A 13,468-nucleotide genomic window follows, 5' to 3' on the forward strand; every position below is an offset into this window, starting at 1 on the left:
CCGTTATGCGTTCAAGTTTTTTGTTCCTTTCCTGGGTGGCGCTGCTGGCTCTGGCTGGTTGTCAGGGGGCGTTCAATCCCTATAACCGGCCTGGCACATGGTCGGAGACAGGGGCGGCGAATGAAACCATCGCACAGCAAGTAGCCAATAAGGCCGATCTGATCAGCGGCCAGTCCGAACCGGGTGAAAATGGCATCATCGCCGTGGGGGGCATCGAAAAGGCCACAACCAACGGCACGGCGGCGGGCATCCAGACGAAGCTGACGCCGAGCTCGCCCGCAACCTCGATTTCTGGAGGCAGTTGAGCATGAGTGGGGCGGGAAAGGAGAAGGCATGAACAGCCAGGGAGCAATCGGACCTCTCTCGGATGAGAGTGGTGTCGTTAGCCGTCCGGACCGTTTGACCGTTCTTGCTTATATAGGCGATCCGGCCAGCGAACAGGTGCTTCGCGACAGTTTAACCGAAGCAACGGCCGGTGGTGTGGATATACGGCGCGGCACGGTGCGCACGGCAATCGCCGCCATGGCCAAGATGCCGACCCCGGAAGTGCTGATTGTGGACATTGCCGGCGAGGAACAACCCTTACAGGCGCTTGGTGAACTTTCCGACGTGGTCGAACCCGGCGTGCGCGTGCTGGTCATCGGCGACAGTCAGGAGATGGATTTCTACCGTCACATCACCCGCGGCATGGGCGTGATGGAATATCTTTTCAAGCCGATTACCAAGGAAGCCGTGGCCCGGCATTTCGCGCCACTGATTACCCGCAAAGCTATCGGACAAGACGCTGCCCGTGGCGGTCGCGTCGTGGTGGTCATTGGCGCGCGTGGCGGTGTCGGCGCCACCACCATCGCGGGCAATCTGGCCTGGCTTCTGGGGGTCACGGCCAAGCGCCACACCGTGTTCCTGGAATCCGACATTCACATGGGGTCCGGCGCATTGCTGCTGGGAGGAAAAACCGGGCCTGGTTTACGCATGGCTCTGGAGACACCAGACAGAATCGACACGCTGTTTGTCGAGCGCGCCGCGCAGCCGGTCCTGGAGCGTTTGAATGTCCTCGCTTCCGAGGAAAAGTTGACGGAACCGATGAATTATGCGCCCGGCGCGGCCCGGCGCCTGATCGAAGCGCTGCGCGTTCGTTATAATTTCGTGATCATGGATGTGCCCTTCCTGCCAATGGCCTGTAACCGTGAGCTCATCGAGTTCGCGCATCACCGCGTTATTGTCATGGATCCCTCATTGGCCTCCGTGCGTGATACGTTGCGCCTGCTCAGCCTGCCCAATGGCCCCTGGCAACCACAAAGCCCCACTGTCGTGCTCAACCGTCAGGGAAGGCCCGGTGGTTTAAGCCGAAAGCAGATCGAGGAGGCGCTGAAGGTCAAGATCGACATCGCCATTCCCGACATGCCGAAGCAATTGAATGAAAGCGCCAGCTTTGGTGAACCGGCGGTGACCGTCAAGGGACCGTTTCGCCAGGCGATTTCAGATCTTTCACGGGAAATCGGCTTTGTTGCCAATCGTGAGGAGACTGGCGCGGTGCCGGCACGGCATGCGGTTCCGTTCTCGGGTGTCTTCAAGATGCTCGGTTTGCAGAAAGGATAGGTCGGGATGTCCGACAGCATACCGGTTTTCGGCCGCCGCCGCCGCGAGGAGATTGTCGAAGCTTCGGCGGCCGTCCCGGTGCAAGCTGCCCCTCCGGTGCCGCCGCCGGTGGAAATGACGCGCATACCGCTCAATACCGGTGCTTCGGTGCGCGCTGAAATCGCGGAACTGCGTAATATGTGCCTTGCCCGCATGGACGCGACGGCCGTGGCCGCCTTGTCCGCCGACAGGTTGTTGATTGAGGTGGAACGGCTGATTTCCGACCTCGCGACCGAGAAACGCGTGCAGCTCAATGCCCGTGAACAGAGGGCTCTCGCCACTGAACTGGTGGACGATATGCTGGGGCTGGGCCCCTTGGAGCCGCTGTTGCTGGATGAAACCATCAACGACATCATGGTCAATGGCCCGGATCATGTGTTCATTGAACGCGGCGGCAAGCTTAGTCAGGTGCCCGTGCATTTTCGCGACTGGACGCATTTGACCAATATCTGCCAGCGCATCGCGGCCTCTGTGGGGCGGCGCGTGGATGAATCCAGCCCGATGTGCGATGCGCGCCTCAAGGACGGTTCGCGCGTGAATATCGTGCTGCCGCCTCTGGCGATCGATGGGCCTTCGATCTCGATCCGTAAATTTTCCAAGAAACCGATCGATTTCAATAAATTGATTGAGTTCGGCGCGATGACGCCGCCCATTGCTCGGGTGTTGGAAATCGCGGCGCGCTGCAGGCTGAACATCATTGTCTCGGGCGGCACGGGCTCTGGTAAGACCACGATGATGAACGCGCTTTCGCGTTTTATCGACGCCACCGAACGTATCGTCACGGTGGAGGATGCCGCCGAGTTGCAATTGCAGCAGCCGCATGTGGTCCGGCTGGAAACCCGTCCGCCCAGCCTGGAAGGCAAAGGCGAGGTGACGGCGCGCGATCTGGTTCGCAATGCATTGCGTATGCGTCCTGATCGCATCATCATCGGCGAGACACGCGGTTCCGAGGCATTCGACATGCTGCAGGCGATGAACACCGGCCACGATGGCTCGATGTCCACAATTCACGCCAACAACACGCGTGATGCGCTTTCACGTATCGAGAACATGGTGCAGATGTCCTCCATGGGACTCACGCCGCGCGCCATCCGCCAGCAGGTCTGCGCGGCGGTAAATCTCATCATCCAGGTGGAACGTCAGCGCGATGGTGGGCGACGTGTGGCGCAGGTCACGGAGATCGCGGGCATCGAGGGTGAAACCCAGCTTCTCAACGATATTTTCAAACTGGAAATTACCGGCGAGACGCCGAATGGCCGGTTGATCGGGCGATACGAGGTTAGCCGCATTCGTTCCTCCTTTCAGGAGCGCCTGCAATATTATGGGTTGGACCGTGCCTGGATGAATGCGCTGGAGGAAGTCTGATGCTTTTGCATGAGCTTTTCCTGCTGCTGATCGTGGTGCTCCTGCTTGCGGCGGCGGCGGTCGGCGTGACGATCTGGGTGGTCGCGGAACATGATCGCGAGGAAAAGCTGAAGCTCCGGATCAAGCATGCGATCATACCAGAAAATCAGCCGATCACCACGTTGGATGAGGAACTGACCCTTGTACGCTCCACCTCGCGGCTGGATCAGTTAAAGGAACGCGCCGCCGGGCTGATCGGCGTGGATCTGCAACAAGCCGAGACCTATCCGATCAAATGGTGGCTGGTTCCGCCACTGGCGCTGTTAATCACATTATTGGTCATGTGGCTGGCCTCGCATCCGCTCGGGCGTCACGTCAAGATTTGGCTCATCGTCAAATATTTCCTGTCGCCCGTGTTGTGGTATGTTGTCGATCGTTTCATCTTCAACTGGTTCAAGAATCGCCGTAACGCCAGGCTGATTGAGCAGTTTCCCGATGCGCTCAACACCATTGTCCGTTGCGTGCGGGTCGGTATTCCGATGGGCGAGGCACTGCGCACCGTGGCCAAGGACGCGCAGGAGCCAACAAAGCATGAATTCACCATTTTGGCGGATAAGGTGACCATCGGTATTCCCCTCGATATTGCCCTCAGGGAGTTGGCCGAGCGTGTGAAGCTGACGGAATATCAGTTCTTCGCCACGGCGATTACGTTGCAGGCTCGTTCCGGTGGTGGAATTACCCAGACGCTGGAAACATTGGCCGAGGTCATTCGCAAACGTGTCGCCTTGAAATCGCGTGGCTATGCGCTGACGGCCGAGGCGCGCATGAGTTCAATGGTATTGACCGCCTTGCCGTTTTTCGCGGGAGGCGGCTTATTCTGGCTACAACCCGCTTATATCAAGGTGCTGTTTGTCACGTCAGGGGGGCAGGCCGTATTGGGGGCCGCCATTCTGCTGATGGCTGCGGGAATCGGGGTTATTCAGTTCATGATCAGCAATGTTCTCAAATAGCCCGATCCCCCCTCTGTATGTATTGATCGGAATGGCTGTCTGCCTGCTGCTGTTGGCTGGCGCGGCCTTGCTGCTGGTCAATGATTTTGGCCGCATGCAGAAGTTGAATAAGCGGCTCGATCTTGCGATTCATGGCAGAAAGGATGGCGCCGCCGAAGCGTCGAAGCCCGAAGGCTCCATGCTGGTGCGGGCGGTTTCTTCTTTCGGGATGTTCATCGCCCGCTCTGGTTTGTTGTCGCGTAAGACTCTGACTGAAATGACCGCCACGCTTGAGGGAGCCGGTTTCCGAGGGGGCAGGGGGCTTGGTCTTTTTGTCGGCGCGAAAATTCTGCTTTTCTTCCTGCTTCCAATTGTTTTCTATCTCACGCTGAAAAATTTCATGCCCGGCGCTTTGGGGCTCTGCCTCAAGTTGGGCGGTGGCGCGGTGGCGGGTATGTTGCTGCCGGAGATGATCGCCACGAATATTCGCACGCGTCATCTGGAGCAGGTTGAAAGAGGTGTTCCGGATGCGCTCGATATGTTGGTCATTTGCGCTGACGCGGGGTTGGCTCTGGAAGCTGGAATTGCGCGCGTGGCGCAAGAGATCTCACTGCTGAATCCGGATTTGGCTCAGGAACTGACACAAACTTCCCGTGAGTTGCAAATTGGCGCGGATATGCGGTCGGTGATGACCTCGCTCGGTGAACGCACTGGTCTTGAAGTACTGAAACGCTTGGCGACGACCTTGATTCAATCACTGCAGTTTGGCACCCCTTTGACACAGGCGCTGCGCAGCCTCTCAGCGGAGCTTCGTGCCGAGGCGTTGATTCGCTTCGAAGAAAAAGCGGGCAAACTCCCAACTTTGATGACCCTGCCAATGATTGTCTTCATCCTGCCTTGCGTCTTTTTGATCGTTGGCGGTCCCGCCGTGATCAATGTTCTGGCCGTCCTGAATCATCACTGACCGATAAACAAGCGATAGAAGATATAATCTTATGACCCTCTCTGCCCGCGTAATGAATGGTTCTTCCTGCTTCAACGCGCTGCGTCATTGTGCGTCGGTGGCGTTGGTTTTTGCGCTAGCGGCTTGTGCCCAGTCTGGTTCGCAGAGAGCCGTCAATGCGTCTTCGGGAAGTATCGGCCCTAATACGTTGAATGTTGCGGATGCCGCCATTGAGGGAGGCGATCCCAACATGGCGCTTTCCATCTCTCAATCCATTCTCAAGGATGACCCGAACAACGTGGATGCCCTGGTGCATGAGGGCGATGCCTATTATGCGCTGGGTCGTTGTCTGCCTGCCCAGGCGGCTTATCAACTCGCCCTCAAATACGATGCGAAGTCCAGCCGTGCTGAAACAGGGCTTGGCCGTTGCTTGCTGAAGACGGATCCCGCGGCGGCGGAACAAGCCTTCATGGCCGCCGTGCAAGCCGACCCGGGCAATGCCGCGGCGTGGAGCGATCTGGGCGTGGCCCGTGACTTGCAAGGAAATTTCCAGGGGGCCGTGGAGCCATATCAAAAATCCTTGCTCGCCAACCCGGCCAGCATCGCCACGGAAGTGAATCTGGGATTGTCTCTGGCGCTATCCGGCCATGGGCCAGAGGCGTTGCAATATCTCGGTCCCTTGGCGACCGGGCAGAGTGCCACGCCGAAGATTCGTCAGGATTATGCCGCGGCCCTCATTGCTTCCGGGCGTGATCAGGAAGCTCGCAATGTGTTGGCCGTCGATTTGCCGCCCGATCAGATTCAGCAGGCCATGGATGGGTTTTCCGAGCTTATCGCCAGTTCCATCCAGCATCCCGCGCCACCGCCACCGCCGGCTCCCACTCAACCCGCCGTGGTGACACCCACGGTCACCTCAAGCTCTGTTCCCGTCTCGGCTGCGCCAACATCTTTGATGCCAGCCGCCATGGCCACGCCTACGCCCGCCATGGTCACGCCTCCTCCAATCTCCACGAGCGGAGACCCGGACGCCGCATATACGGGGCCTTCCCCAATCCCTGGCGCCATCTCTTCTTCAATGCCCGGACCAACCCCCACAACCGCAACCAGCGTCTCTTCCACGCCTAAGCCAAGCATGGTGCCTCCCACCGCGCATGGTTCTGCCCCAGTTGCAGTTGCTACGCCTGTACCGGAGGCATCCTCAGGCCCTGCGATGGTGCAGCTTGGCGCGCTGAATAGCGAAGCGGCAGCGAAGCTTCAGTGGCGAAAGATTTCGGCCGCCGAACCCGTCCTGTTCAAAGGTAAGTCGCCTGATATTCAACAAGCCGATGTCAAGGGTCAGACCTATTATCGCTTGCGGGTAGGTGGGTTTACCAGCAAGCTTGCCGCGGCGCGTTTCTGCGGTGAGGTTTCCTCAGCTGGTTATGCTTGCACCGTCGCGGATTTTTAGAGCACGATGAGGCCGATGGGCTTATGTGACCCAATCAATGAGGTTGTACATCCGCTGCCCGCCTGATTGGGATACTGAAGCGCGAGACGTTCTGGCTAGGATCACACATGTCGAACGTCGTGCCGTTTAAAGGCCGCTTTCGCGTCCATACCCATGGAAACTTCACTTAAAGGTAGGAGGTGGCTGAAGAAAGCAGCATCTCCAGCAACCGTGCCGCATAGGCTGTCATGGAGTGAGCGGCACAATATGCTGTTCTGGCTTCCTCCGTATCCCTGGGGGTGGCTAGGGTTTTACCCAGGGCGAACGCGATTTCACATGGGTCGGGATTGTCCGCCACCCGCTCCACATAGGCGGGAGCATTGATGTTTTCAGCAAGGTCCCGGCTTGCCACGCTCGGCAGCCCCGTGCCGATGCAATCCTGCAATGCCGCCGAAATCGCACCGCTTTGCCCTGTGCGCAATTGTAGCCCGGCATCCGCCGCCGCCGCCCAGGCGCGATAATCCGTTTCGCTCAAAAATCCCGTGCCCAAAGTCACCCCTAGAGCCTTTGCCTGTGGCCGCAGCGCCGCGAGCTCCATTCCGGCTTCTCCCGCAAAGACCAGTCGTGCTCGTGGATGTTGCGATTTGAGCAAGGCAAGGGCCGATAACGCCTCTGCGATCGCCTTGCCTGGCACGAGGAACCCGAATGACAGGATCAGCTTTTCATCGGCTTCGACTTGAAGTTTTTCCCGCGCCATCTGGCGTTCAGCCAATGTCACCGGCTTGTGCTGGCGCATCATCGGGAAAGGGAGAAACCGCGCATCCGCGCTGAAACGTTCTCGGCATAGCGCGGCGGGTTGTGGCGCGTGAAAGATCAGAGGCCTGGCCGCCCGTGCCAAGGGGCCCAGAAAACTCGCCTCACGTTTGGTTTCGTCCAAGGCCCAGCTTTGGATGTCCGTCGCGCTGACATTCCGCCCCAACTCCGCCGAGGCTATCGCAATGGCGGTCTCCATGCCCTGGGCGGTCGCCAGCCCCAGCAGACGCGAATCATGGCACAGCGCCGCCGCGCCATGGCGCACGCAAAGATCGTAAATCTCTTCATGCAGCGGTGAATTGCCGATGACGCAGAGCACGGCGTCGTATTGTCCATCCTGTATGGCAAGTGGCGAAAATGGCGCGGTGGAGAAGCTGTCGACCGAAGCCAGTTTGCGTAGTTCCTTGAGCAAGGCAGCGGAATGATCCGCCACGCCGCTATGCGCTGGGGGCAGGGGGGTGAGCACCGCGATTTTCGGTTGGCGTGTCTGCCCCTGCCGGCTTGGTTTGGCCGACAGGGCGGAGAATACCCGGGCAGCGACGGAGGCTTCAGTGAAAGGCGCGGCCAGTTCAGCTTGCGTGGCCGTGACTTCGGCCCGTCGGGTCAGAACATCTTCCAGCAAATTTGCCAGAGCCGTTTCGTCATCAGTTCCAAACAGGAAGTCTTTCGGCAATAGAGCCCTGTGCGCGGGGATATCCGAGGCCAGGGACGGTACGCCCGCCCGGCATGCCTCCATCACCGGCATTGAGAATCCCTCGGCCCGCGAGGGGGTCACCACCATGAGCGCGTTGGCATAAAGCGAGGCCATTTGCGCATTGCTCACGCGCCCCGGCAATTCTACTCGCGTCATGTCGCGCATCCGCGCTGAAACCTCGGCATTGTAGGATCCGGTGATCACCAGCGGGTATGGGCGCAAGACCGGGCTATGGGCATGAGCGCGCAGCAGCACGTCCGGGTTTTTGCGTGGATCGTCTCCGCCCACCATCAGAATATGGCGCGGGCTGGCGGCGGCTGGCATGGCGGGAAAAGGCGGCAGCCCCACACCGGTGACCACGCTTTCCACTGTTCCGAGTAATTCCCGCAACCTTGCGTCGGTCGGCACCGAGATCGGCAAAAATAAATCGTAGCGTTTCAGCCAGACCAGGGAAGCTAGATATTCAAGCTTAGCCACGGGAGAGGACAGATAACGTTCAGGTTGGTCGAACGGAATAAAGTCATAAACACAAGCCGCCTTTTTCACGCGTGAATCGGTCAACAACCGGGCGCAAAAATTCTGATCGGCGGAGAAAGGCGAGGGGTTCAGGAATATTTCAGCCCCCGGCACGTAAGCATGCGGTGAAAGCGCTCCCGCTAGCTGGGCGACTTCATTCGGCAAGGGGGACAGGCAGGGATCGAAAATTCCCACCCAGCCCGCCGGGGCGTGGCGCAGCAGGCTGCGCGTATGATTGCCGATGCCCCGTTCATAATATTGCCGGTCCTGCAGGCAACGTAGATCGATCACCAGTTTCACGGCCATCGCCTCAAAAGAGCCGGGGCTTCAGGGCACGACGGCGAAGAACAGGAACACCGCGAAAACAGTCAGATGCAGGGCACCTTGCAGAATGGTGGTTCGTCCGGTTTGGACGGTCATCATGCTCAACAACAAAGTCAGGACCAATAGCACGATCTCCTTCTGGTCCAGACCAAGCGTCAAGGGCCTTCCCATCCAGATGGAGACGGCGGCGACCACGGGGATGGTCAGGCCGATGCTGGCGATAACGGAGCCAAAAGCTAGATTCAGGCTGGTTTGCAACTTATCGCGCAGGGCCGCGCGCAAGGCCGCGAGGCTTTCCGGCAGCAGCACGAACCCCGCGATGACCAACCCCACGACTGATTTTGGCGCGCCGGATTGTTCAACAAAGGCCTCCACCGTCGGCGACAAGGATTTCGCCAAGGCCACGACAGCCACGAGGCACAAAATCAGCACGCCTAAAGCCGCCAGGGCTTGCCCCGTCGGTGGCGGGGGATGATGCGCCTCGCTCCCGCTGTTTTCCGTCAGAAAATAATCGCGGTGCCGCACGGTCTGCACAAAGACGAAAATGGCATACAGCACCAGGGACACCACGCCGACGAATTCAAGCTGGTGGATGTTGAAGGTCGGGCCGGGGCTGGCGGTGAAATCCGGCAATACCAGTGTGAGCACCGAAAGCGCCATCAGCACGCTGAGCGCGCCCGCCGAGCCTTTGACATTCAGCCCCTGCTCCATATGCCGTCCGGCCCCCACGGCAACGCATAATCCGACGACGCCGGTGCAAACGATCATGATCGCTGAAAAGATCGTATCCCGCGCCACGGCGCCATTCTCGGCCCCATCGGAAATCAGCACGGAGACGATCAACGCCACCTCGATGACCGTCACCGCAACAGCGAGAACCAGCGTGCCAAACGGTTCGCCGACCTTATGAGCGATGACTTCTGCGTAATGCACGGCTGAAAAAACCGTGCCGCCCAACGCGAAAATCAGCAGCAGCAGGGCAGGGCCGTTGAAATGCAAGGCACTGTTGGCACCCAGCAGCAGCAGGGCCAGCAGGGGAAAACACAAACTCCACCAGGGAAAGAGTCTCACGCGCGCGGCTCCGGCAAATAGATAGTTCCTCGAAACCCGATCTCGCGTTCAAGGTCAATCACTGGCCTATCTTAATTTGATGGCAAACCATGGATTGGCGCGGCGCGCATGACGGGGTAGAGCCCAAACCAGACATGTCCGATCCAATGCGCCGCCTGACCGAACTCCGCTTGCCGCTCGACCATGACGAGGCCGCGCTGAAGACCGCCATCGCGGCTGGGTTTGGCGTGCCGGAGCAGGCCATCGTCTCCTGGCATGTGCACCGTCGCGCCTGGGATGCACGCAAGAAATCCCAGATCATGCTGGTTTACACCATCGATGCCGTGCTGGCGGTGGACACGCTCAAGGGCAGCCCCACGCCGGATATGGGCTATGCCGCTCCGGCCAAGGCCGCTCGGCCTCCACGGCAACGCCCGGTCGTTATCGGTACGGGCCCGTGCGGCATTCTAGCGGCGCTGATCCTGGCGGAAGCCGGCCTTTGTCCAATTATTCTTGAGCGTGGCAAGGTGGTGCGCAGCCGTACCAAGGATACATGGGGGCTCTGGCGTCGCGGAGAGTTGGACCCCACGTCCAATGTCCAGTTCGGCGAGGGAGGGGCTGGGACATTCTCCGATGGCAAACTCTATTCTCAGATCAAGGATCCGCGTCACCTTGGCCGCAAGGTGATGGAGGAGTTTGTCGAGGCTGGGGCGCCAGAGGAAATCCTTTACATCGCCAAGCCGCATATCGGCACGTTCCGTCTGGTCTCCATGGTCGAAGCGATCCGCCGGAAGGTGACCGCTCTGGGAGGGGAGTATCGGTTTGGCGCCAAGGTCGATGATTTCGATATACGCGACGCCCGGATCCAAGCCGTGACCCTGGAGGATGGCGAACGAATTGAGGCTTCGCATGTTGTTCTCGCCATCGGCCACTCTGCGCGCGATACGTTCGCGCGTCTGTATGAGCGCGGCGTGTTCATGGAGGCCAAGCCCTTCTCGATCGGATTCCGCATCGAACATCCGCAGGGCATGATCGACAGATACCGCTTTGGCGGTTTTGCCGGGCATCCCATTCTGGGAGCCGCCGACTATAAGCTCGTGCATCATGCCCAAAATGACCGGGCTGTTTACAGCTTCTGCATGTGCCCTGGCGGCACCGTGGTTGCCGCCACTTCGGAGCCTGAACGGGTGGTGACAAACGGCATGAGCCAATATTCCAGGGCCGAGCGTAACGCCAATGCCGGAATCGTGGTTGGCATTACTCCGTCCGATTATCCAGGCGGTGTGCTGGCGGGGGTTGAGTTTCAGCGCCGCTGGGAAAGTGCCGCCTTCACGGCGGGGGGCGGCGGCTACAAAGCCCCTGGACAGTTGGTGGGCGATTTTATCGCCGGCCAGGCCTCACGGGAGTTCGGTGACGTGCTGCCCTCGTACAAACCAGGCGTTCATCTTACCGATCTAGCCCCCACCTTGCCGGATTACGTCATTGCCGCCATTCGGGAGGCCTTGCCAGCTTTCGGCAGGCAGATCAAAGGGTTTGACCGGCCCGATGCGATTTTGACCGGCGTGGAAACCCGGACTTCCTCACCCGTGCGCATTACCCGTGGCAAGGATTTCTGTTCTCTCAACGTGAAGGGGCTCTATCCAGCCGGGGAAGGGGCTGGCTATGCGGGAGGGATTTTGTCCGCTGGTGTGGATGGTATCAAGGTCGCCGAAGCGGTGGCGGCAAGCTTGACCGCCCGACTATAAGGTTCACAAGCCGCGATCACTAAAAGTTTTGAACTTGTCTCATTTACTTGATTATTACATCAAGTTAAAAAAATTTTAAATGCGAGCAAGTTGAAGCAAGGAGAGCGATTCGATGGCCACCTCACCAACAACTGTCTACGCGGCTGGTATGTTAATCCCCCAGCTCGATGGCACTTATGAAATTCTTTTTGGTGAAGACGGTAGCGACAACTCCCTGATCACAACCGATACCCTGACCTTTGGCGGATCAGCTGGCGTGGGTGGGTCGATCAGTTTCAACGAAACCGACACTTCTGTCGAGGCAGGCGTGGCGCGTGGGTATACCGACAATAGCTGGGCGCCATCAAAGAATGGCACCAACGATGCCACCAACTCCATTACCAATGATTATCTGGTGGCTGAGCCGAATAACGATGTCACCATCAGCTTCAACGATACTCAGGAATATTTCGGGTTGCTCTGGGGTTCGATGAACGACGGTAACACATTGAGTTTCTATAATGGGACCACGCTTGTTGCCACGATTTCCTACGATGGCACGAACCTCGTGACCACGATCGAGAGCGGTTCCGACGCCGGCACTTATAGCGTCGCGGAAGATAATGACAGCACCCATTATGTTTCGGTCAGCATTTCCGCCGGTTTTACCTCCGTGGTGGCTTCCAGCGACACGGGCGGGTTTGAGTTCGCCAACCTCACCTATGCCACCGCCACGCCCTCCGGCACGTCGGGTACTCCCTCGCCGGTGACGCCTTACGACGGGTCGACGCCGCTTTGCTTCCTGGAAGGCACGTTGCTTGCCACTCCCACGGGCACACGCGCCGTCGAGACGCTGCGGCCGGGCGATCTGGTGCTTACGGCGGCGGGGCAGGCAAAACCGGTACGCTGGATGGGGGTACGCAAGGTTGCCTCGCGCTTCACGGACAAGTTGAAATCCTACCCGGTGAGGGTGGCGGCCGGCGCTTTGGAGGAGGGATTGCCCGTCCGTGATCTGTTGCTCTCCCCTGAACATGCGTTGTTGGTGGATGGGTTGCTCATCAATGCGGCGGCGCTGGTGAACGGGGCAAACATTACCCGGGAAGCCACGATGCCGGCGGTTTTTACCTATTATCACGTTGAGTTGGACGAGCATGATCTGATCCTCGCGGAAGGGGTGGCCGCGGAAACGTTCCTGGATCATGCAAGCCGTGCGAATTTCGATAATTGGAAGACGCATCCAGACCAGGGCCAGATGGCTGAGATGGAGTTGCCGCGCGCCAAGGCGGCCCGTCAGGTTCCCGAGCGGTTGCGCGCCCGCCTGCTGGCGCGTGCCGCTGGCGGTAGAGGCCGCCAAGCGGCCTGACATTCGTTCCAAACTATCATCAACTCGTCATCCGCCGCCCTTCGGGGCGGCTTTTTGTTGCAGGTGCGAGGCAAAGCCGAGACGATGTTTTCTTGTAACCATATAGGGTTAATAATATGTCTTGCTTTATCCTGCGTATTTCCTATCAGAAATATGTATTGTAGATAAATATGGCAAGTTGGCACGGCTGAGGAGCATGTTCATGCTGTCACAAAAATGTAAATATGCCCTACAGGCGCTGATGGTTCTTGCCAGGGAAAACAATGAAAGGCTTCTTCTCGTTTCCGAAATCGCGGAGCGGGAAAATCTTCCCAAGAAGTTCCTGGAAGCTATTTTGCTGGAATTGAACCGAAATGGGCTCGTGCGCTCGCGCCGGGGCAGGGGAGGCGGCTATGCCCTGGCGAAGCCGGCGGATCTCATTACTTTCGGCCAAGTTATTCGCATCATGGATGGCGCGCTGGCGCCGTTGGCCTGTGTGTCGGTGAATTATTACCGCCGTTGCGACGAATGCCGGGACGAGCAAAGCTGCGAAATCCGCAAGGTGATGCGCCGGGTGAGGGATGCCATCGCCAATGAGCTGGATGGCACCTCGCTCGCCAAGGCCCTTGCCGACGGAAAAATGCCGGCTGAGGTTGCGGCTTAAG

General features: G+C 58.9%; 11 protein-coding genes. 9 read left to right on the forward strand and 2 right to left on the reverse strand.

What is annotated here, in order from left to right; genetic code table 11:
* Window positions 1-5 precede the first annotated feature (5 nt).
* The 6 genes from AB7D48_RS07415 to AB7D48_RS07440 all read left to right on the forward strand — a co-directional run bounded on the left by AB7D48_RS07415 (window position 6) and on the right by AB7D48_RS07440 (window position 6,361).
* Complete coding sequence (locus tag AB7D48_RS07415) at window positions 6-305, forward strand: hypothetical protein (RefSeq protein ID WP_427977168.1); 300 nt, start codon at window positions 6-8, stop codon at window positions 303-305.
* Between the two features lie 28 nt (window positions 306-333).
* Window positions 334-1,599 carry an AAA family ATPase gene (locus AB7D48_RS07420; RefSeq protein ID WP_427977171.1) on the forward strand — a complete coding sequence of 422 codons (1,266 nt, stop codon included), beginning with the start codon at window positions 334-336 and terminating at the stop codon, window positions 1,597-1,599.
* 6 nt (window positions 1,600-1,605) lie between these two features.
* On the forward strand, window positions 1,606-3,003 hold the full coding sequence (locus AB7D48_RS07425; protein ID WP_427977174.1) for a CpaF family protein: 1,398 nt from the start codon (window positions 1,606-1,608) through the stop codon (window positions 3,001-3,003).
* A complete protein-coding gene (locus AB7D48_RS07430) occupies window positions 3,003-3,992 on the forward strand; it encodes a type II secretion system F family protein (RefSeq protein WP_427977177.1) in 990 nt (329 codons plus the stop codon). Before AB7D48_RS07425 ends, AB7D48_RS07430 begins: the two co-directional genes overlap by 1 nt.
* A 31-nt stretch (window positions 3,993-4,023) precedes the next feature.
* Window positions 4,024-4,935 (forward strand): type II secretion system F family protein, encoded by a 912-nt coding sequence (locus AB7D48_RS07435; protein ID WP_427977179.1) that lies wholly within the window; start codon window positions 4,024-4,026, stop codon window positions 4,933-4,935.
* A gap of 229 nt (window positions 4,936-5,164) precedes the next feature.
* The gene (locus tag AB7D48_RS07440; RefSeq protein WP_427977182.1) at window positions 5,165-6,361 is read left to right on the forward strand and encodes an SPOR domain-containing protein; all 1,197 of its coding nucleotides are present in this window, start codon (window positions 5,165-5,167) and stop codon (window positions 6,359-6,361) included.
* Window positions 6,362-6,527: 166 nt separating this feature from the next.
* Here the strand turns inward: AB7D48_RS07440 and AB7D48_RS07445 are convergent, their stop codons facing one another.
* Together AB7D48_RS07445 and AB7D48_RS07450 are read right to left on the reverse strand one after the other, a co-directional pair.
* Window positions 6,528-8,663 (reverse strand): glycosyltransferase, encoded by a 2,136-nt coding sequence (locus AB7D48_RS07445; protein ID WP_427977185.1) that lies wholly within the window; start codon window positions 8,661-8,663, stop codon window positions 6,528-6,530.
* Between the two features lie 27 nt (window positions 8,664-8,690).
* Window positions 8,691-9,758, reverse strand: a complete 1,068-nt coding sequence (locus AB7D48_RS07450; protein WP_427977188.1) for a calcium:proton antiporter — start codon at window positions 9,756-9,758, stop codon at window positions 8,691-8,693.
* Window positions 9,759-9,904: 146 nt separating this feature from the next.
* On the opposite strand from AB7D48_RS07450, the gene AB7D48_RS07455 reads away from it, so the two are divergent.
* The 3 genes from AB7D48_RS07455 (at window position 9,905) to AB7D48_RS07465 (ending at window position 13,467) form a co-directional block, all read left to right on the forward strand.
* Entirely contained in the window at window positions 9,905-11,482 is a 1,578-nt protein-coding gene (locus tag AB7D48_RS07455) for an NAD(P)/FAD-dependent oxidoreductase (RefSeq protein WP_427977434.1), read from the forward strand.
* Between the two features lie 112 nt (window positions 11,483-11,594).
* Window positions 11,595-12,824, forward strand: coding sequence for a Hint domain-containing protein (locus AB7D48_RS07460; RefSeq protein ID WP_427977190.1), 1,230 nt, complete (start codon window positions 11,595-11,597; stop codon window positions 12,822-12,824).
* Between the two features lie 202 nt (window positions 12,825-13,026).
* The gene (locus AB7D48_RS07465; protein ID WP_427977192.1) at window positions 13,027-13,467 is read left to right on the forward strand and encodes an RrF2 family transcriptional regulator; all 441 of its coding nucleotides are present in this window, start codon (window positions 13,027-13,029) and stop codon (window positions 13,465-13,467) included.
* Window position 13,468: the final 1 nt, after the last annotated feature.

This window comes from Acidocella sp. (assembly GCF_050253495.1).
Classification (GTDB): Bacteria; Pseudomonadota; Alphaproteobacteria; order Acetobacterales; family Acetobacteraceae; genus Acidocella.